This is a genomic window from Sorangium sp. So ce295 (assembly GCF_051527405.1).
Lineage (GTDB): Bacteria > Myxococcota_A > Polyangia > Polyangiales > Polyangiaceae > Sorangium > Sorangium cellulosum_B.
The window spans coordinates 4666054-4687453 of sequence record NZ_CP150324.1 but is presented as its reverse complement, the minus strand read 5'-3'; the positions used below and the strand labels follow the sequence as shown (position 1 = coordinate 4687453).

Here is a 21400-nt window from a genome sequence, read left to right as displayed (position 1 = left end):
CGTGACGGATCGAGCGCAGCGAGTGACCGAGTTCTACGAGTTCCTGTGGCCCTTCCTCGCGGAGATCGCGGAGGGCGACGCCGCGGCGTGGCTCGACGCCGACCCGGGGGGCCGGCCCTACAGCGAGTACCTGCCGGAGATCCCGGAGCGCCAGGGGGTCGGAAAGGGCGACACCCTGCTCGATCTGGGCTGCGGCAAGGGCCGGCTCACCGTCGAGTTCGTCAAGAAGCTGGGCTGTCGCGTGATCGCCGTCGACCCGCTGGAGCAGAACATCACCCTGGCCGCGGAGCGGTTTCGCAACGAAGGCGTACAGGACTCCGTCACGCTGCTGCGCGGGGCGGCCGAGGCCATCCCGCTGCCGGACGCGTCGGTCGATTTCATCTGGTGTCGCGACGTCTTCAACCATATCGACGATATCGAGCAATCCGCCGCCGAGTGCGCCCGCGTGCTGCGGCCCGGCAAGCGGATGATGAACTACAGCGTGCTCGCCACGCCGAACCTGGAACCCGGGGAGATCCCGCGGTTCGCCGAGCCGCTCGGGCTGAACGTCGACACCCTCTCCGAGGACCGCATGATGACCGCCTTCAAACGCGCGGGCCTCCGGGTGGTCGAGTACGGGACCACCAACATCGAGACGTCCCCCTACTACGAGGCCCTCGGCGAGGACAGCGGGCGCGATGCCATGCGCCTCGCGCGCGCGCTGCGCGCCCGCTCGCGCACCATCGCCCGGCTCGGGGAGCGCAACTACGCCTGCCTCCTCGGCTATTACTACTGGAACCTCAACCTGTTGATCGACAAGCTGACCTACGGCGTGTGGATCCTCGAACGAGAGCAGCCGTGAGCGAGAACCGAGACGGCATCTTCCGCGTGGTGAAGAACCACGAGGAGCAATACTCCCTCTGGCCCGCGGACCGGAGCCTGCCGCTCGGGTGGAGCGAGGCGGGCAAGACGGGAAGCTGGGCCGAGTGCTGTGCCCACATCGATGCGGTGTGGACCGACATGCGCCCGCTGAGCCTTCGCAAGCGCATGGAAGCAGCGCAAGGTGCGGGGCTGCCTGCCGTGGAGGATGTCGATCCGGCCCTGCTGGGAGAGGATCTGGTCACCCGCCTGTGCCGCGGGGACCATCCGGTGGTGGTGCTGCCGCCCTCGGGCGCGACGCTCGACGACGTGCTCCGGCGCGAGTTCGTGCGGATCCGGTTCGTGGGCACGGAGGGGCCCACGGAGCTCGGCGTGCGCCTCGCGCGCGAGGCGTCCACGCCGCCGGCTTCCGGCCTCGCCCGGACCCACCTCGAGGGGGCGTTGACGCTCGACGGGGTGCGGGTCCGCTGCACGGTGGACGTCGACGCGATGAGCCTGGAAGGACGGGGGCGCCTCTCGCGCCTCGACGAGGGCTGAGCCGTGCTGGAGAGCGGCGCCGGAGGGGATCTGCAGGTCGCCGACGTCCTGTTCCCTGAGCAAGAGCTCGCGGCGCTCGTCCTGCCATCGCGTCCAGGCGAACGCCTCACCGAGATGGCGATGCACCGGCGTGACGCCGTGGAGGCCGCGCTCACGCGCTACGGCGCGGTGCTCTTCCGGGGCTTCGCCCTCGCCGGCGCGGCGGACTTCCAGGCGTTCATGACCGCGGTCGCGGGCAACGTGCTCCCGTATGTCGAGCGATCGTCGCCCCGGCGGCAGGTGGAGGACCGGGTGTACACCTCCACCGAGCACCCCGCCGAGGAGGCCATCTTCCTCCACAACGAGCAGTCGTACAACGCGATCTTCCCGCAGAAGATCGCGTTCTTCTGCGTGAAGAGCGCCGCCGCCGGGGGGGAGACGCCGATCGCGAGCTGCCGGCGCGTCTTCGATCGGATCCCGCGCTCCCTGCGCGACGCGCTGCTGACCCGCCGCTACCGCTACGTGCGTACCTACCACAAGAACGTCGGCGTCTCGTGGGAGACGGCTTTTCAAACCACCCACCGGGGCGAGGTGGAGGCGTACTGCCGCGCCAACGACATCGGGCTCGAGTGGCTCGATCGCGGCCGGCTGCGCACCTGGCAGGTGCGCGACGTGGCTCTCCGGCACCCGCGAAGCGGCGACGCGACGTGGATGAACCACCTCACCTTCTTCCACCCATCGACGCTGCGGCCCGAGGTCCGCGCGTTCCTGGCGCAGCTCTGCGGCGCCGACGGCCTGCCGAGCCAGACCCATTACGGCGACGGCGAGCCCTTCGAGCCCGACGTGCTCGCCACGCTGCGCGAGGCGTACGCGGCGGAGACGTGCGCCTTCCCGTGGCGCGAGGGGGACGTGCTGCTGCTCGACAACAGCCTGACCGCCCACGGACGCTCGCCGTTCCGGGGTCCGCGGGTCGTGTGGACGGCGATGGGTCAGCCGTGCCGCTGGGCCGACGTCGCGTTGCCGTCGAGCGGATCCGGCGCCGCCTGAGTCAGAGGAGCCCATCCTGGCGCATCGCGCCCACGCCCGCTTCCAGGGCGCTCGCCACCCGATCGAGATCCGCGTCGGAGTGCGCGGTGGAGACGAAGCACGTGCCGCCTTCCCACACGTAGACGCCCTGCTCGATGAGGTGGCCGAGGAGCAGCTCCGCGTGGGCCGCTGCGCCCTGGAACGCGAAGTTGAAGAACGATCCGAACGAGGCCACCCGGAGCGGCGCCCGAAGCTCGGTGAGGATCGCGTCGAGGCGCCGGGTGAAGTCGCGGGCGCGCCGGTTGAGGTTCTCCTGGAGGGCGGGCCCCTGGGCGGACAGCTCGTCGAGCACGGCGCGAGCCGCGGCCATGGCGAGGGGATGCTGGCAGGACGTGCCGTCGTAGAAGGCCCGGAGCGCCGCACCGTCGATGGCCGCCAGCAGATCCGCCCGGCCGCCCACGACGCCGATGGGCAGCCCTCCGCCCAGCACTTTTCCATAGGTCACGAGATCGGCCTCGACGCCGAGCCAGGCCTGAGCCCCGCCGGGGTGAATTCGAAACCCTGTGATCATCTCGTCGAAGATCAGCGGCACTCCGGCCTGCCGGGTGACCGTTCGCAGATCCTGGAGCAGGGCCTTCGGCACGAGATCGGGACGGCGGCTCTGGATGGGCTCCACCAGCACGGCCGCGAGCTCGTGAGCGCGCTCGCGCACGGCGTTCACCGACGCGGGGCTCGCGTAATCGAGCACGATGGCGTCCTCGATCATGCGCGGAGGGATTCCCGGCACGGCCGGCAGGGTGATCGATCTGTCCCCCGAGAGTCCGCTCCGCGCGAGCAGGCCGTCGTAGCTGCCGTGGTAGGAGCCCGCGAAGAGCGCCACCTTCTCCCGCCCGGTGACGGCCCGCGCGACCCGCAGCGCGAGCATGACCGCCTCCGTGCCGGTGTTGCAGAACGCCACGCGCTCGACGCCGGTCATGGCGGAGATCCGCTCCGCCACCTCGCCCGCCGATCGCACGTCGGGAGCGCAGTTCATGCCGGAGACGAGCTGCCTGTCCAGCGCGTCGCGCAGGAACCGGGGCGCGTGGCCGAACAGGTTGACCCCGAACCCCATGGTCAGATCGACGTACTCGTTGCCGTCGACGTCCCAGAGCCTCGACCCTTCGGCCCGCCTCGCGACGAGGGGATAACAGAGCTTCTTCCAGGCCGACCGGAAGCGCACCATCAACCGGTTGTCCGCGTGCGTCGAACGATGGCTCTCCGCGAGCCGCCTCGACGCGCCGGTCCGCGCGGTCAAGCGGGCGATCAGCGACTCCACGTGTTCCGCGACGCGCGACTCCTTCGCTCGCCTCGAGCCCTCGGCCGGCGGAGGCTCGGGGTCCGGACGCAGCCAGTGGCGCTCGCGCCGAAGCGGATGGATGGGCAGCTCCACGCGCAGGCGCTTCTCCCCGTCGTAGTAGCGGTGCACGAGGACGGGGACGCCCTCCATCCACAGCTTCACCAGGCCGTCGAGCAGCGGCGAATCGTCCGGTGCTCCGCCGGCGCCGGCGCTGGCCAACGACGGGAGCCAGCTATCGACTCCGGAGCCCGCAGGACGGTCGGCAGCTCCCGCGCAGACCACCAGCCAGGATCGATGGGCCTGCGGCGGCGGAAGATCGGGGCTCGGGCCTTCCACGCTCCCATCGGCTGAGGCGGCCCGCCGGAGGCCTTCCTCGAGCGAAACCTCGCCCCGGACGACCGCGGCGACGATCTCCCCGACGCCGCTCCCGGCGACCTGGTCGGGCTGGAGGCCGCAGTCCAACCAGAGCTGACCGAGCGCCCACGCGAGGGCGAAGGACGCCGCCCGGTCGCGGGCCGCGCCGTCGACCCCGCGCGCGGGACAAGGCGCCGCGCCGGGAGCGAACCCCGGCAGCGCGATGCCGAGCTCGGACGCGAGGAGCTCCGCGCAGGCGGTGAGGTGCGCGTGAAGCGGATCGCAGCGCCGATCGAAGAGGCGCGCGATCCGCGCTGCGGCCGCGGCGTCGCCCGGAAAGAAGAGCAGCACCGGGCCGGGCGATCCGGAGACGCGGACGGACGGCCCGCCGCGAGGCTCACGCAGCGCCGCGACGGCCTCCGCGGACGTTCTGCACAACACCGCCCGGCGATGGGCGTGCGCCGTGCGACCGACGCTCAACGAGAACGCCGCGTCGGCGACGTCGACCTCGGGGTGGGCCTCCAGGAAGCCGGCCATGTCGGCGCAGAGCGCGCGCAGGGCGGCCTCGGACTTGGCCGACAGGATCAGCGCGTGACGCTGCCGCGACGACGCCTCGCTGCGCGGTGGATCCGTCCACTCCTCCACGATGACGTGGGCGTTGGTCCCGCCGATCCCGAACGAGCTGACGCCCGCGCGGCGGGGCCCCTCCGTCGTCCACGGGCGCAGCCGGTCGTTCACGAAGAAGGGCGACGATTCGAGGGGGATCTCCGGGTTCGGCCGCTCGAAGTGCAAGCTCGGCGGGATCATCCGATGGCGCAGGGCCAGCACCGTCTTGATGAGCCCCGCGACGCCGGCCGCCGCGTTGAGGTGCCCGATGTTCGTCTTGACCGAGCCGAGCGCACAGAAGCCCGTGCGGCTCGTCTTGCGCCGATAGGCCTGCGTCAGCGCCTCCACCTCGATGGGATCGCCGAGCCGGGTCCCCGTGCCGTGGGCCTCGACGTGCGAGATGCTATCGGGCTCGACCCTCGCGACGCTCATGGCCTCCGCGACGACGCGGGCCTGCGCACGAACGCTGGGCGCCGTGTAACCGACCTTGTCGGATCCATCGTTGTTGACCGCCGTCCCACGGATGATCGCCAATACCTGGTTGCCCGCGGCGAGGGCGTCGGCGAGGCGCGCCAAGAGGACGATTCCGACGCCGTTGCCCCCGACGGTCCCGCCTGCCCGATGGTCGAAGGCGCGGCAGTGCCCGTCGGGGGAGACGATGCCGGGTTGGTAGAGGTATCCGGCCTTGAGAGGCACCGTGATCGACACGCCCCCCGCCAGGGCCAGATCGCACTCGCCCGCGAGCAGCGCCTGGCAGGCCAGGTGCACCGCCACGAGCGACGCCGAGCACGCGGTCTGCACGGTGATGCTCGGGCCGACCAGGTTGAGCTTGTAGGAGACGCGCGTGGTCAGGTAATCCTTGTCGCTCGCCAAGAGGGCCTGAAACGTGCCTGATCCGGCGCCGATGCGGTGGTAGTGGGGCAGGAGGTTGTGCACCAGATAGCTGTTGAAGTCGGCGGCCGCATAGACGCCCACCACCTCGTCCCGCCCCTCGGCGCCGTGGCCCGTGCGATCGAGCAGCTCCCAGGCGTGCTCCAGGAAAATCCGGTGTTGCGGGTCGAGCAGCTCGGCCTCGCGCGGGGTGAGGCCGAAGAACTCCGCGTCGAACAGATCGGCGCCCTCCAGCGCGCCCGCGGCGGGCACGTAGCCGGGCGCGTCCACCAGGTGGGGCGGGACGCCCGCGGCGATCAGCTCCTCGCGCTGGAAGAACGAGATCGATTCCACGCCGTCGCGCAGGTTCTCCCAGAACTGCGCGGCGTCGCGCGCGCCCGGCAGGCGGCAGCTCATGCCCACCACGGCGATGAGGTTCTTATCGTCCGCGGCCGTCATCTGCCTCGCTTTCGACGGGCCTCACCGAGCGAGAAGCCCTCTCGCCCGGCTTCGCGGAGGCGCCGCGCGTCCGCCTGCTGATCGCGCAGCGCCCGCCGGGCCTCGGCGTCCGCGGGCTCCCGGCGGCGGGCCGGCGAGGCGCCGGGGCTCCGTTGAGCCAGGAGCTCGGCGAGGCCCGCGATGGTGGGGCACTGGAACAGATCGACGATGGCCAGCCGGACGCCCAGCGTCTCGACGATGCGCGCGTGGGCGCGCGCGATGCGCAGCGAATCTCCGCCGCGATCGAAGAAGTTGTCGTTCCGGCCGACGGCATCCACCCCGAGCACCTCGCGCCAGATGGACGCCAGGGCCGCCTCGACCTCGCTCCGCGGCGGCGCGAAGGCGGCCGCGCTCTCTGCGTCGAGGGCCGGCGAGGGCAGCTTTCGCCGATCGATCTTGCCGTTCGGATCGAGCGGCAGCTCGGGCACGAAGAGGTGATGGCGGGGGCGCATGAAGTGAGGCAATCGATCGGCCACGTGCGCGCGGAGCTCCGCCACGGACACGGTGGATCCGGGACGGGCGACGACGTACGCGACGAGGAAAGGGTCCCGTCCCTCAGGTTGGAGCGCGACCACGAAGGCCGCCTCGACGCCAGGGTGCTCGCTCAGCGCGACCTCGATCTCGGCGGGCTCGACGCGAACGCCCCGGAGCTTGATCTGCCGGTCGGTCCTGCCCAGGAAGACGATGGTGCCGTCGGTCCGGTATCGGGCCGAGTCCCCCGTGTGGTAGAGGCGCGCGCCCGGCTCGCCGGAGAGCGGATCGGGCAAGAAGCGAGCGGCGGTCGCCGCGGGGGCGCGGAGATAGCCGCGGCCGACGCACGCGCCGCCGATCAGCAGATCGCCCGGGGCCCCGATCGGCGCCGGCGCCATGAGCCCGTCGACCAGGTAGATGCGGGTGTTGAAGATCGGCCGCCCGATGGGCGCCGACGCAGGCCACGCGTCGGGCGGGCCCTCCATCCAGCACGACGTGACGACGTCGCACTCGGCGGGGCCGTAGTAGTTGCCGAGCCGCGCGCGCGGATGGTCCTGGAGGAAGCGCCTCATCTCGGCGGTGATGCGCAGCTCCTCCCCGGTGGACGCGAGCTCCCGCAGGTGCGGGAGGCGGAGCCCGTGGAGCTGGGCCGCCTGCGTGAGGTGATTGGCCATCGCGTACGTCATGACCGCGCGCTCGACGGCCAGATCCGCCATGGCCTCGCCGAGCGCGCGAGGGTCGGCGCGCACGTCGTCCGGGATCGTGACGAGGGTCCCGCCCTGGCAGAGCGTGCCGAACACCTCGAGGTACGCGATGTCGAAGCTGGGCGAGGCGAGCTGGATCGTGCGGAGGGGGCCGCGCGTGGGGCTCGCCTCGTGGTGCCACGCGATCTCGTTGGCAAGCGACGCGTACGTCATGGCGATGCCCTTGGGGCGCCCCGTCGTCCCCGAGGTGTACACGACGTAGGCGAGCCCCTCGGGGCGGCTGAGGTCGCGCGGGTTGGTCGCGCCGTCCGCGGAGGACGAGCCGTCGTCTCGAAGGGACAGGACCGGGCAAGAGGCCCATGGAAGGTCGGGCAAGCCCGGCTGCGCGAGCAGCACGGCGGGCGCGGCGTCCTTCAGGATGTGCTGCACGCGCTCGCGCGGGTAGGTCGGATCGATCACCAGAAAGGCGGCGCCGCGCTTGACGATCGCGAGCAGCGCCATCGCGGCCCACCACGACCGCTCTACGTGTACGCCCACGATGACCTCGGGCCCCACGTCGAGCGCCGCGAGGCGCCTCGCCAGCCGGTTGGCACGGCGATTCAGCTCCCGGTAGGTCAGGCACTCGTCCCGGCCCGCGACGGCGACGGCGTCGGGACGCCGGCGCACCTCGGCCTCGAACATCTGCTGAAGGCTCGCCCGCAGCGCAGGCTCGGAGCGCGTGTCGTTCCACACGGACAGCGCGCGGACGCGCTCCGCCTCGGAGAGCAGCGGCAGCGACCGGACGTCCCGATCGGGCGTGCTCGCGGCCGCCGAGAGCAGCGCCGCGAAGCTCGCGATCATGCGGTCGATGGTGCCCTCGTCGAAGAGATCGAGGCGATATTCCATCGCGCCGTGGAGGCCGTCCTCGGCCTGCTGGACGGTCAGCGTGAGATCGAACTTGGACGTGCCCGTGTCCAGCTCCTCGACGGCGGCGGTGAGCCCCGGCAGATCGAGGGGCGGCAGCGGCCGATCGTGGAACACGAACGCCATCTGGAACAGCGGGGGATGGCTCGGATCGCGGTCGGGGCGCATGGCGTCGACGACCTTCTCGAACGGAGCGTCCTGGTGCGCGTACGCGTCGAGCGCGCCGCTGCGGACCCGCCGGAGGACCTCGCGGAAGGACGGATTGTGCGAGAGATCCGTGCGCAGGACCATGGAGCTCGCGAAGAAGCCGATCAGGCCTTCGAGCTCTGGGCGGGGGCGGCTCGCGATGGGGAACCCCACCACCAGATCGGTCCCGGCGCCGTAGCGGTGGAGCAACGACTTGAAGGCCGCGAGCAGCACCATGAAGAGCGACGCGCCCTCCTGCTCACCGAGCGCGGCGAGCGCCGCGGCGACGGCAGGGGAGAGACGAAACCGGCGCGTGGCGCCGTCGTGCCTCATCACCGGGGGACGGGGCCGATCGGTGGGCAGCCCGATGAGCGGCGGCGCGCCCGCGAGCACTCTTGTCCAGTAGGCCAGCGCGCCGTCGAAGCGGCCCTGTTCGAACGCCTCGCGCTGCTCCACGGCGTAGTCGGCGTACTGCAGGGGAAGCTCGGGCAGCCCGGGAGGCTCGCCCCGCGCGATCTGGCGGTAGAACGCGGCGAGATCGGCGGTCAGGACACCCACCGACCACCCGTCGCAGAGGATGTGATGGATGGTCACGAGCAGCTCTTGCCGGCGGTCCTCCAGCAGGAAGAGCGTCGTGCGCCAGAGGGGACCTGCCTCCAGATCGAACGGGCGGCGGGCCCGCTCGCGCTGCGCCTCGGCCAGGGCGCGGCGTGCGTCCTCGGGGGGCCGATCGCGGTAATCGACGATCTCGAAGGGCACCTCGATGGAGGGCGCGATGACCTGCGCCGGCCGGGTGCCATCGAACGAGAAGGTGGTGCGCAGGATGGCGTGCCGCTCCGCGACCAGGCCCAGGGCCCGGCGCAGCGTGGGGATCGGGAGATCGCCCTCCAGCGACACGACGGCCGCGGCCACGTAGAAGGGGCTCTCGGGATCGAACCGCGAGAGGAACCACAGGCGCTCCTGTCCGAGCGAGAGCGGCGAATACCCCGTCCTGGGGACGTGCCGGCGCGGGGGCGGCGCAGCCTCGGCCGGCGCGCTCCGCGCCTCGAGCGCTCGCTCGATGATCCCGGCCTGCGCCCCCAGCGTGGGCCCATCGAAGATGTCGCGGACCGAGATCTCCACGCCCCAGGTCTGCCTCACCCGCGAGGCGAGCTGCGTCGCCGCCAGGGAGTGCCCTCCGAGCCGGAAGAAGTCGTCGTGGACCGAGACGTCGCCGACGCCGAGGACCGAAGCCCACAGCGCGGCCAGCGCGCGCTCCACGGCGGTGCGAGGAGCGGGGCTCTCCCCGGCGCGATCGGGGAGCGATGGAGAGGGCAGCGCGAGATAATCCACCTTCTCGCTCTCCAGCATGGGGAGGGCGTCCAGGAGCACGAAGCGCGCGGGCACCATGAAGTCGGGGAGCTGCTCCGCGAGGCGGCGCCGTAGCGACGCTTCTGCGCGCGCCCCGCGGCGCGCCGGCGCTGGCACGGACGCAGAATCGAAGAGGCGCTCGTAAAAGGGAGATCCCCGATAGGCGCTCTCGTAGGGCTGGCAGGCGTGGTGGAACTCGACCGGAGCCTCGCGCCGCCGCAGGAGCTGGCCCCGCAGCTGGTAGTCGCGCAAGAGCCCGTCGGCCGCGGTGCGGCCGGAGCAAACGGCGGTGATCCGATCTCCCGCCTTCACCCGGACACCCGGGTAAAAGGCGGGAAAGAACGTGGGCATCCAGCAGTGCTGATGATGGAGGGTGTCGAGCGCCTCGCCCTCCATGGTCGCGACCGACAGCCAGAGGACGAAACCGTCGATGCGCCCGTCCTCGGTGACGGTCATGTCGATGGATCGCTCGTACGAGGCGCCGATCGGACCGCGAAAATCCAGGTCTTCGAACACCGCCGGCGTCGACGCCACGAGCGAGGGCGGATAGCCGCGGACGCCCACCGGCACGTCGAAGCGGCGGCCCACCCGCCGGAAGATCGCCTCCACGTACGGTCGAGCCAGCGCCCCGAAGCGTGGCTCTTCGTGCAGATCGTCGGGGAGCCTGGCGGCGGCGATGAAGGTCGTGCAGCGCTCCGGAATCATCGCGGCGCCCGGGCGCAACAGCCGGCGCGCGTCGTCGAGCAGCGCGGCCGCGCCCTCGCAGCCGCCGATGCCGCCGAGCAGCTCCGACACGCAGACATCGGCGGGCTCGGGCAGCGTGACCTCGCGCGAGTCCCCGTGGATCACGTGGATGCGATCCCCGAAGCCCAGCGACGCGACCAGGTCACGTGCCGCGCGGTAGGCCGCGTCGAGGGTCTCGATCGCGTAGACGCGGCGGGCCCCGGCCTCGACGCACATCAGCGCGAGCACCGCGTCCTTTCCCGTGCCCACGTCGACCACCACCTTGCCCGGCACGTGTCGCCGGATGGCCGCCGCGTAGCGGCGGTTCCGCTCCACGTCGTTGGTCATGGCCTGGTAGACGAGCTCATCGTAGACGAGGTACTCGCCGAGCGAGGGCCACAATTCCGCAGGAGGTTCCTTAGCCTTGGGGGCGCCCCGCAGCGCGACATGGGCGACGATCTGCCCGGCAAAAGGGGCCTCGCACGCGAGGGTGACCGCGGCCGCGGCGACCTCCGGAAGCGCGCGCAGGCGCGCCTCCACCTCGTCGAGCTCGACGCGGTGGCCTCGCACCTTGACCTGCCGGTCCGCGCGGCCGAAGAACTCGATGGCTCCCCCCTCGGCCCAGCGGCCTCGGTCCCCCGACCGGTACATGCGCCCGCCGTCGTCCCAGACGCTCGGCACGAAGCGACACGCCGTGAGACCGGGCTGGTTGCGATAACCGCGCGAGACGGGCGCTCCCGCGATGTGGATCTCGCCGGCCACGCCCGGAGGGACGATCTCGTCGTCCGCGTCGAGCACGAGGACGCGGGCGTTCGGCCTCGGGGCGCCGAGCAGCGAGACCTCGTCGTCGCGCGCGCCGTCGAAGCGGTGGGTCAGGACGATCGGGCTCGTCTCCGAGGGGCTGTAGCCGTTGAGGATGATCCCCGTCCGCGCGATCAGCCGGCGGCATTCGCGGACCAGCTCGATGGAGATGGCCTCGCCTCCCACCGAGAGCGTGGCGAGATCGGCGAGCGGTGCCTCCCCCGAGCCAGCGAGGTAGGCGCAGAGCTCTCGCAGGAGACTGGGCACCTCGTCCACGCACTGGATCTGCTGGTCTCGCAGGTAGGCGACGTAACGGGGGATCTCCAGGCGAAAGCGGGGATCGACCACCAGAACCGTGCCGCCCGCGGCGAGAGGGGGAAAGAGCTGGAGGATGGTTCCGTCGTACGCCACTGAGGTGCCGAGCAGGCACCGGACCCCTTCCCTGTGACCGTATTCGCCCGCGGCCCAGCGCGTGAAGCTGGAGAACGCGCCGTGCTCCACCATGGTGGCCTTGGGCGAGCCGGTGCTGCCTGACGAGTAGATGAGATAGGCCAATTGGGCTGGATCGACGTCGGTGCCCGCGAGCGGCGGCGCGTCCGCGCCGAGGCGGTCGTCGAGCGCGAGCACCCGGCCGCCGAAGCGCGGCGGCGAGGTGCCGGGGGGAATCACGAGGAAGGCGGCGCCGCTGTCGCGGAGCAGAAGCTCCAGCCGATCGGCGGGGAGCCGCGGATCCAGGAGCGTGAAGGCGGCCCCGGCCTGGAGGACACCGAGCGTGGAGACCGCGAGCGAGGTCGTGTACGAAGCGAAGATCGCCACCACGTCCTCCGGCCCCGCGCCGGCCTGCACCAGCGCGCGCGCCAGCCGGCTGCTCCTCGCGGCCAGCGCCCGATAGCTCAGGTGTCCGTCCTCGCCCACGACCGCGATCACGTCCGGCCGCAGGCGGGCCCTGTCGCCGAAGAGCTGGTGGACCGCGCCGAAGGGAGGCTCCACGGCCGAGCGGTTGTAGACGGTCCGGATGCGCGCCTCCTCGTCGGGACCGAACCACCGCAATTGCCCGATCGGGGTGCGTGGGCGCCGCAGGCCGTCGGCCAGCACGTGGAGGACGCGGGCCACGAACGCCTCGGCCTCGAACGGGCGGAGCGACGACCCGTGGCTGCCTCGCAGCGCGGCGGAGCCACCGGCGATCGCCGGGTGGAGGTCCAGATCGAAGGCGTCGACGAAGGGGCTCTCCGAGCGGCCCAGCGCGATCCGGAAGCAGTCCGGATCGAGGGCCTCGCCTCGCTCGCGGAGGCGGCCGATCAGGGCCTCGAAGGGCAGCTCTCGATGCGCCATGGCCTCGAGAAAGTCCTGCTCGACCCCCTGCACCAGCTCTTCGAACGGCGTGTTGGGATCCATCGAGCGCTGCAGGAGCAGCAGATCGGCGGCCGGCCCCGGGGCGAGCTCGTCAAAGCCGGCCAGGCCGATCGTGACGGAGTCCCCATCAGCGGAGCGCCGCCCCGTGGCCAGCAGCGCGCTCGCGAGGAGCACCAAGAGCCCGAGCTCCGAGCCCTGGCAGGCCTTCTGCGCAGCTTCGAAGAGATCCGGAGGGATCGCGATCGCGAACGCCCTCCGGGGCGCCTTGGGAGCATGGCGAGGATCGACGGCGGCTCCTCGCCGGATCACCGGCGCGAGCTTGCGAAGCCAGTGATGCTCCAGGAGCTTGAGCCGAACGGGGTCGGCGCTCATGGCAGCTCGACCTGCTTCTTGCAGTAGAGCCGCTCGGCCACGAGGCCCCTGCGCCTGCACGCCTCGACGAGCCGATTCGACTCGACGATGGGGCGGGACTCGGCGCCCTGTTCGAGGCTCATGAGATAGTAGAGCCACGGCTCCTGCCCCATGGCGTAGACGTACACGTGGGAAGGCTCGAAGCGGGCCACGAGATCGAGCGCGCGCGCGCAGTCGGATCCACGAAAGCGGCGCGACTCGCGGTGCTCGGCCAGAAGGGGCGTGGTCAGCACCGGACCGTACAGCGAGGTGAGCGGCGATCCCTCGCACTCCATGCCCAGGAACATGGCGTCGACCGGCCCCACGTGGGCGCGCACGGACGCATAGACCCGGGGCTCGACGTTGTCCGAATCGGCCATGCACAGCACCTTGCGACCCCCGCCTTCCACGAGGTACGCGGCCTTGCTCCGGATGGCGAGGTCGCCGTGCTCTCCCATGAAGGGAAGCGCCGTGATGGCCCCGCCCGCGCACTCCAGCCGGTCGAGATCGTCGACCTCGACGATGTCACGGAAACCGGCGGCCCGCAGCAACAGGCGCAGCGAAGGATCCTCTAGGCGGCCCCCGCCGCTCTTGGGGACCACCACGCGCCGCACCTTGTGCCTGAGCTCGATCAGCGTCTCGAGGTGCAGGTGGTCCTCGTGGCCGTGGGTGATCACCACGTCGTAAAGGACCTCCGGGAGATCCTCGAAGGAGAAGTACGGCTCCCGGCTCTCGTAGCGATGGTTGATGAGGGGGTCGACCAGCGCATTTCCCCCAGCCCATTCGAGCAGGACGCAGGCGTGGCCGAAGTAGCGGGCGCGGATCCCGGGGCCCGCGTAGGCCTCCACGGGGCGAGGGGCGGTGTCCGTGAGGAGCGCGGAGAACCGCTCCCGCGCGCCCGCGTCGAGGCCGAGGCGCTCGGCCATCTCCTCGGGCCGGCGCGGGGCTCGCCGCATCGCGAACAGCTCGTCGACGAAGGGCGCGTCGAACGGCAGGGAGAGCTCCACGACGCCCTCGCCGGGGAGGCGCGGCGTGCTGAGCGCCGGCGGCCGCCGGTGGCCGGAGACGATCGACAGCGACATCCCCTGCCCGGCCCGGGGGTAGAGCGGGCTCTTGTACAGGAGGGCTTCGAGGAAACGCATCGACGGATGGTTCTCCCGGTCATACACGAGCTCGACGTAGCCGCGGAGCGCGGAGGGCACGCGCTCGTACACGCGGTCCAGGCTGCCTCCCCGCGCCTCGGCGCCGAGGATGTGCTCGAGCTCCGTGATGCCGGAGGCGAGCTCCAGCAGCGGGGTCTGCTCGGCCAGCGTCCTATCCAGGAGGGCTCGAACGGCGTCGGTCTGGATCGTGTCGAAGGCCACCACGGGCGCGCCGAGATCGAGCTTCCCGCGGGCCGCCTCGGCGTGCGCGTTCGGGTCGGCGAGGTACGAGCGCAAGAGCGGCAGATGGGCGTTCGCCAGGTACAGCGCGGCCGAGGGCGGGAACAGGAGGTAAGACCAGGCGTACCAGCGGTCGACCAGGGGCTCGGCGCGCACGTCCGCGCGGAGGAACGACGAGCGAGCGGCGCGGCTCATCGCCTCCGGAGCCACCCTTCCATGCGCGACATGGCCTCGGAGAATGAGGCCGGCGGAATGCCGAACCCGATGCGGAAGTGCCCCGGCACGTCGAACACCTCCCCCGGGAGCACGAACACCCCCGTGCGCTCGACCAACCCGCTACTGAAGGCCTCAGTGGTCATCCCGGGGGCGCTCAGCCGGGGGAAGGCCACCACGCCGGCCTCGGGCGGGATCCAGGACAAGAGATCGGGATTGTCGTCGACCAGCTCGCCGAAGCGCGCGACGTTGGCGCGAATCCAATCCCGGTAGCGAGCCACGATGGGCCTCCAGTGCGCCAGGATCGTCGTCGCCAGGAAATCGCTCATCGGAGACAGCGTGTGCGTGGTGTAGTCGCGGAAATCGCGGCACCGATCCAGCAGCTCGGCGGGGCCCAGGATCCAGCCGACCCGCAGCCCGACGCAGCCGCAGCACTTGATCATGGATCCCACCGCAACCACGCGGTCGGAGGCACCGTAGAGGGAGGGGATGGGATCGTCCCCCGCGTAGGGCAAGAAGCGATAGTGCTCATCCACCAGCACCTCGGCGCCGTGCGCTTCGGCCAGGCGCAGGATGGCGTCGAGTTCCCGGGGCGTGTAGCGCACGCCGGTGGGGTTGTGCGGATTGTTGACCACGATGGTCTGCGTCCGATCGTCGACGAGGCGCGCGAGGGCGTCGAGGTCGGGCCGGAAATGATCGTCCGCGCGGAGAGGCAGGGTGCGGACCTCGTAGCCGAGGTAGCGCGGGACCTCGTACAGCGTCTGGAAGGCGGGCACCGGCACCACCACGTTGACCCCGGGCCGGTGGCGGATCTGGAAGTAAATGAACAGCGCCTCGCTGGTCCCGGTGGTGACCAGGACCGACGCCGGATCGACCCCCGCGTAGGTGGCGGCGACCTGCTGCCGCAGCTCGAGTGATCCCCGGGTGTCGCCGTTCCGGAGGCTTGTGCGGAGCAGCCTCCGGGGATCTTCACCCGTGGCGGCGAAGATGTCCTCCACGGTCTGGTCGAGCACGCCGCTCTCGCCGAGGTTGTACGGCACGTCCTGGTACTGGATGAGCCAGGGCTCCATCTGGTGGGTCGGGATCTTCACGGCGGCTCCGCGGCGGCTCTGGCGGGGGAGAGCGCGACGAGGTGATCGAAGATGCGCTGCACCTGCTCCTCGAGATCGCCTAGGGCTGCCACAGTCGCGATCTCCGCGAGCCAGCCGGCGCGGCACGCGCAGCCGAGGGATCCGAACGACGAGGCGTCGAAGCGGTGATTGTAGGCCTCGATGGCCCGCACCACGGCGGGGGTACACTCCCGGCAGTTGGCGGCGTGGGCCAGGGAAGGCACGCTGTAGTTGGGAGGGCTGATGTAGACGGGCGTAGTGAGCCCGAGGGTCCGGCTCCGCTCGACCACGGCGATCACCGACCAGAGCCGCGGAGGCTGGTAGAGGCCGTGCCGGTAGAGATCCTGGACCAGGGTGTGCGCCTCGACGGTGGCCATCTCGAGGTCCACCCGCGGCAGGCCGAGGCCCTCCAGGAACTGCAGCGTGCTCACCACGTCCTCGATGGCCTGCGCCTCGGTCAAGAAAGGCGGTTTGACCATGACCAGCGGGACGAGTTGCGCACCGAGGCTCTTGACGAGTGCCGACTTCTGCTCGAACTGGCGCAGGCTGAAGCTCTTGTTCACGCACAGATCCCGCACGTCGGCGTTGGCGGACTCAAAGCCCACCGCGATCTCGATCTGCTTCGGCGCCGCAGCGTCGACCAGCTCGCGCACCAGATCCTCGCGCAGGTCGGACACCTTGGCCTCGATGACGACGCGCCGGACGGTGGGGAGCTCGGCGATGCGCCGCACGATCGTCGTCACAGCGCCCCTGCCGATCTCGGCCTCGTCAATCAAGCTCCCGTCGTTGTAGAGGCAGACGATGGGATAGCGGGCTATGCGCGCCCCCTCCGCGTCGACGGCGGCCTCCACCTGCTTTCGATACTGCTCGTCGGTCACCCGCTCGCCGAAGCGCGTGGCGTCCCAGAATCCGCAGAAGGTACACCCGCCGCCCTGGCTGACCCACGCGCACCCGGTGCCCCGCAGGAACAGCACCAGACGGTCCACGCACTCCCCGTCGAGGTGGCCCTTGCGCGGATCGGTGAAGAGGAGCCGGTCGAAGTCGTCCGGGCGCAGCTCCGCGGCCCGCGCGCGGCGGGCATCGTCGCGCAGGCCCCGCATGTACTGCTGGATGCCGCGGCGAAGGCGCGCGCGGGAGGGCCGGGCGAGAGAGACCAGCTCCGTCACAGCCGAATCTCCAGCGAGGGCAGCGAGGAGAAGCTCTTCTCCTCGGGCAGCGTCAGGTCGCACGCGGAGAGGGGCCGCTCCGGATGGGCCGTCACCCCGGCCAGCGACAACAGATACTTCGCGTGCAGGATCCGGAGCGTCGTCACGTCGTAGAGCTCCGTGCTGCCCTCCAGATCACACCAGATCTCGCCGTCCGTCTCCATCATCGACAGGCACAGATCGGCCATGGAATAGCGCGTGACGTGCGGCAAAAGGGTGGTCCTCACCGCGGGCAGGGACAGCTCGTCCCCGGTGTGCCGTAGGAAGCTGAACATCACGCGGGAGCTGTCGTGGGAGGGTATATCGCGATCCGGTGGGGCGTCCTGCGAGTGTCGATGGGCGGCGAGGACCACGTCGCGGACGCGCTCGATCAGATCGAAGAAGGTGGGATCGCCCGTGACGTCGATGGCGAGGGAGAGCGTGCTCACCAGGACGCCCACCAGATCCTGAAGCTCGGGCCGGCCGCGATTGGAGAACGGACAGGCGATGGTGAACCGCGGCGATCCCGTGTAGCGATGAACGAACACGGCGAACGAGGCCAGGCCTGCGATCGCGGGTGTAGCGCGAGCCGCCCGCGCCGCGGCGCGGAGCGCGTCCGAGACGGACGGACGGAGCACGGCGGACTGGCTCGCGCCGACGAACGTTCGCGTGCGGGGGCGCGCGCGATCGGCAGGGAAGATCGGCGAAGGGGGGAGCGTGGCCGCGCTGGCCCGCACGGACCGCGCGCCCGCCCACACCTCTCGCTGCCATCGCGCGAAGTCGACGGGACCGAACGCAGGAGCGGGGAGACGCGGGGCCTCGCCGCGCGCGAGGGCGCGATAGAGGGCGGAGAGATCTCTCAACAGAACGCGCAGCGCCTCGTGATCGCAGATGATGTGGTGGAGGGCGAGCTGGAGCCTGTAGATACCTGCGGACAGCGCGGCGAGGGTGACCCGGAAGAGAGGGCCTCGCGACAGGTCGAAGGGACGTCGCGCCTCGGCGTCGAAAAGCGCCGAGCACGCAGCCTCAGCGTCGGGTCCGCGGCCGGTGAGATCCACCGTGTTCAGCGGAGAATAGGCCTCCTCCGCGATCACCTGGACGGCCTGGCCGCCCCGCTCGGGAAAGGCGGCGCGAAGGGCGGCGTGGCGCGCCACCAAGGCCTGCAAGGCGGCATCGAGAACATTTGCATCGACGGGACCTTCCAGGCGCGCAGCCACCGTCACGACGTATAGCCCGGTGCCCGGCGCGATCCGTTCGAGGAGCCACATGGCCTCCTGTCCGAACGCGAGAGGCCCGCTCTGGGCCGTGCCGCCGGACGCGATCGGCGCGGTGGGCGCGACCTCGCCCGCGGCGGGTTCACTGATTTTCGCGGCGAGCTCCGCGATGGTCGGATGCTCGAAGAGGTCCGTGGTGGATAGCTGGACGTGAGAGACGCCCTGGAGGCGCGCGACGATCCGGAGGGCGTGCACCGAGTCACCCCCGAGGTCGAAGAAGCTCTGTCGGACTCCGACGCTGTCCCTCCCGAGCACCTCGGCCCATATCACCGACAACAGCTCTTCCATCGAGGTGCGCGGTGGGGAGTCGCCGAGCCCCATTTCCGGGTCGGAGGCCCGCCAGGCATGGAGGGCGTCGAACGAGCCCGCGAGGTAGGTCTCGCGACAGAGCCTCCTCCGCACCTTGCCGCTGGTGGTGGTCGGGATGGCCCCGGGCCGGACCAGGAGCACGGCGCGGACGGGGATCTCGTGTACCTCGGCCACCCGGCGGCGGATGGCGAACGCGGCCGCCCGGAGATCGCCGGAAGCGTGGGAGCGAGCCTCCTGGACGATCACGAGGCCGCCGCCCTCGTCCGGCTCGGCGTCGAAGGCGGCGCTGCCGCGGCAGAGCGCAGGATGGCATGCGCTCGCCGTCTCCTCGATGTCGGAGGGGTGGAGGTTTTTGCCATGGAGAATGATCAAGTCCTTGAGCCGGCCCGCGATGAAGATTTCCCCGTCGAGGGAGAACCCGAGATCGCCGGTGCGCAGGAAAGTATCGTCGGATCCGCCCGCGAGCCGGGCCTTAAAGGTCTCGCGGGTGTCGTCCTCGCGATTCCAGTACCCCGCGGACACGCTGGGGCCGCGGACCCATATCTCGCCCACGGCATCCGGCGGTGAAAGAGCACGAGTCTGTGGATCGACGAAGCACACCTGCTCTCCTGGGAGCGCGCGGCCCGACGCGATCAGGGTCCTCGCACCGGGCTGCGTGGGCGCACTCTCGATGATCCGGCCCTGGGCCAGCGCCTCCCGCTGGAAGGCACGAGGGGCGCCGGGGGCGCCACCGGAGACGATCAGGGTGGCCTCGGCGAGGCCAAAGCAGGGGCGAAACGCGTCGAAGCGGAAGCCCGCGGCGGCGAAGTGACGAGCGAACCGCGCCAGGGTGGCCGCGTGTACGGGCTCGGAGCCGTTGAACGCGACGCTCCAGGCGGAGAGGTCGAGCTCGCGTGGAGGACCGGCGGGGAAGGCCTCGACCGAGAGGTCGAACGCGAAGTTGGGCCCGCCGCTCGTGGTGGCCCGGAAGCGCGCGATGCCCTCGAGCCAGCGCTGGGGCCTCTGGACGAAGCGCACGGGATCCATGAAGACGCAGCGCGCCCCGAGATACAGCGGGTGGAGCAGGTTCCCGATGAGGCCCATGTCGTGATAGAGCGGCAGCCATCCGAACACCACGGGATGCTCCGGTGTGCCAAAGGCATGCTGGATCATGCGCTGGTTGTGGATCAGGTTCCCGTGAGTCAACCGCACGCCGCGCGGGTCTCCGGTGGAGCCCGAGGTGTACTGCAACAGGGCCAGCGCATCCGGATCGCTCGGAGGCTCCCGCCAGGAGGCGGGTGAATCGCCGCGCTCCTCCGGAGCGATCCAGGAGAAGGGCGTGGCCTGTCCTGTCTCAAGGAAGAGCTGCTCGACGCGGGCGCGCAGCGTCGCGGGCGCGATGGCGAACGCAGGCCGGGCATCCGATACAATGGCGAGCAACCGTGGGAGGGTGTTGCGGCCCCTCGGCGGACAGGCGGGCACCGCGACAGCCCCGGCGTAGAAGCAGGCGAACAACCCCCGCACGTAATCCAGGCCCGAGGGGCAGAGCAGGATCACGCGCTGTCCCGTCGCGCCGAGCGCCTGGAGCCTGGCGCCAAGGACGCGGGCCGCGCGATCGAGCTCCGCCCAGGTGCATGTGTCCTCGCCGGTCTCGCCGTCGAGGAGAAACGTGTACGCGGGGGCATCGGGGGCGAGGGCCGCGCGGGTGCGCAGCAGATCGACGACGGTGGCTCCCTCGGAGGCGCGCGCGGGCTCGGAAGGCGGCGGGGGGCGGCTTCGCGGGGCGGACATGATGGGCGTCAGGAGCGCGTATGTTGGAGGGTCCCGAGCCCGGGTGTCAACGGCTTGTAGGCGGCCGCCGAAATCCGAGGAAATCACCGCCCGGCTTCAACGGTCGACGCGCCCGAAAATCCTGCACGCCGCCGAAGACCTTTGCCGGGGGCACGCGCCGGCCCTTCGCCAGCACCAGCACCGTCGATAGACACGAGGGGGCGCGCTCCCTCATTTCGACGGTGCGTACGTGGCTCGGCGTGAGCTCGGCCCGCTCGGCGAGCTGCTCGAGCGTGAGTTCAACGGCCTCGCGCCGCCGCCAGACATCCTTACCGAAGCGCATCCCGGCCGTTTCGGAGAAACCGTGTCGCCTTCCACGGATCCCCGCACCCAACCCAGCACGCCTCACCCCACGCCGACCTTCGGCGTCGTGCTCTTGGCGCTCGTCGCCATGACAGCGCTTGGTCGCTCGAGCGAGCCGACGAGGATCGTCAAGGGCCGCTCGCCGCGTTCCAGGCGCAGCGCACGAGGAAGCTGGCGGGGCCGATCTTCTTTTACCTCCGCGGTTGTAGGCTTCGAGCTCGGCGGATGAGCGGAGCATCTCGCCGCAGAAGAACAACAAGCGCAAGCCTCGGGAAGTTACGAGGCATCAACGCGTTGCCGTCCTCCGCGTTCGCGGAGGCCACCGTGTACCGGAAGGATATCTCCTCGATCTTGGCCGCGGTTCTTCAGGAGAAGCGGGACATCCTGGCCACCGCCTTCGGAGGCGATCCACCGGCGGTCGTTGGAGAACAATTTCTCCGCGGACATGTTCGGTCCGACGCTGGTCGTGAATCAGGCACAGAGCACTCGCCCACATGAACTACATATAGAACTACACTCAACATAGGCTCCCAATAGAAACATTCCGAACCCCACGGCGACGATCCACCTCCTCGTCGATCGGCCATCTCCCCCAGCATCCGAGGAGCACGGCTTCCCTCCTATAAGGGCACTTACTTCGGATAAGGGCTCTTACTTCGGACGTCCTGGCGTGGTACTTGTCGTGGCTCTCGCCGTCCGATCAGGCCCGCGGCGGTCCTTGAACTTCAAGGGACGGCCGTGAAGAACAAGAAGCCCAGCCACGACGCCGGCGATCTCCTGCCAGCGTGCAGGACGAGCTCGCCGCCCCCTACGCGAGGTTCAGCGACCTCGTACCAACGGCGGGGGCAACGAGTGCTGGTACCGGCTGGGTG

General features: G+C 70.8%; 10 protein-coding genes. 3 read left to right on the top strand and 7 right to left on the bottom strand.

From position 1 onward, the window contains the following. Position 1 precedes the first annotated feature (1 nt). Genes WMF11_RS17725 through WMF11_RS17715 form a run of 3 tightly spaced genes read left to right on the top strand, consistent with a single transcriptional unit; the run spans position 2 to position 2421 of the window. Positions 2-841 carry a class I SAM-dependent methyltransferase gene (locus tag WMF11_RS17725; protein ID WP_437978271.1) on the top strand — a complete coding sequence of 280 codons (840 nt, stop codon included), beginning with the start codon at positions 2-4 and terminating at the stop codon, positions 839-841. Then, on the top strand, positions 838-1395 hold the full coding sequence (locus WMF11_RS17720) for an MbtH family protein (RefSeq protein WP_437909551.1): 558 nt from the start codon (positions 838-840) through the stop codon (positions 1393-1395). Before WMF11_RS17725 ends, WMF11_RS17720 begins: the two co-directional genes overlap by 4 nt. 3 nt (positions 1396-1398) lie before the next feature. Then, complete coding sequence (locus tag WMF11_RS17715; protein ID WP_437909550.1) at positions 1399-2421, top strand: TauD/TfdA family dioxygenase; 1023 nt, start codon at positions 1399-1401, stop codon at positions 2419-2421. Position 2422: 1 nt separating this feature from the next. Here the strand turns inward: WMF11_RS17715 and WMF11_RS17710 are convergent, their stop codons facing one another. From WMF11_RS17710 to WMF11_RS17680, 7 genes are read right to left on the bottom strand one after another with little or no spacing between them, the layout of a single operon-like run. Then, positions 2423-6025 carry a type I polyketide synthase gene (locus tag WMF11_RS17710; RefSeq protein WP_437978270.1) on the bottom strand — a complete coding sequence of 1201 codons (3603 nt, stop codon included), beginning with the start codon at positions 6023-6025 and terminating at the stop codon, positions 2423-2425. After that, positions 6022-12927: an amino acid adenylation domain-containing protein gene (locus WMF11_RS17705; RefSeq protein WP_437978269.1), complete on the bottom strand. Its 6906-nt coding sequence runs from the start codon at positions 12925-12927 to the stop codon at positions 6022-6024. The genes WMF11_RS17710 and WMF11_RS17705 overlap by 4 nt, the downstream gene beginning before the upstream one ends. Continuing rightward, entirely contained in the window at positions 12924-14522 is a 1599-nt protein-coding gene (locus WMF11_RS17700; protein WP_437978268.1) for an MBL fold metallo-hydrolase, read from the bottom strand. Before WMF11_RS17700 ends, WMF11_RS17705 begins: the two co-directional genes overlap by 4 nt. Beyond that, the gene (locus WMF11_RS17695; protein ID WP_437978267.1) at positions 14519-15631 is read right to left on the bottom strand and encodes an aminotransferase class I/II-fold pyridoxal phosphate-dependent enzyme; all 1113 of its coding nucleotides are present in this window, start codon (positions 15629-15631) and stop codon (positions 14519-14521) included. Before WMF11_RS17695 ends, WMF11_RS17700 begins: the two co-directional genes overlap by 4 nt. Continuing rightward, positions 15628-16815: a radical SAM protein gene (locus WMF11_RS17690; protein ID WP_437978266.1), complete on the bottom strand. Its 1188-nt coding sequence runs from the start codon at positions 16813-16815 to the stop codon at positions 15628-15630. Before WMF11_RS17690 ends, WMF11_RS17695 begins: the two co-directional genes overlap by 4 nt. Beyond that, a complete protein-coding gene (locus tag WMF11_RS17685; protein WP_437978265.1) occupies positions 16812-20273 on the bottom strand; it encodes an AMP-binding protein in 3462 nt (1153 codons plus the stop codon). Before WMF11_RS17685 ends, WMF11_RS17690 begins: the two co-directional genes overlap by 4 nt. Beyond that, positions 20233-20508 (bottom strand): helix-turn-helix domain-containing protein, encoded by a 276-nt coding sequence (locus WMF11_RS17680; RefSeq protein WP_437978264.1) that lies wholly within the window; start codon positions 20506-20508, stop codon positions 20233-20235. The genes WMF11_RS17685 and WMF11_RS17680 overlap by 41 nt, the downstream gene beginning before the upstream one ends. Between the last annotated feature and the right edge of the window lie 892 nt (positions 20509-21400).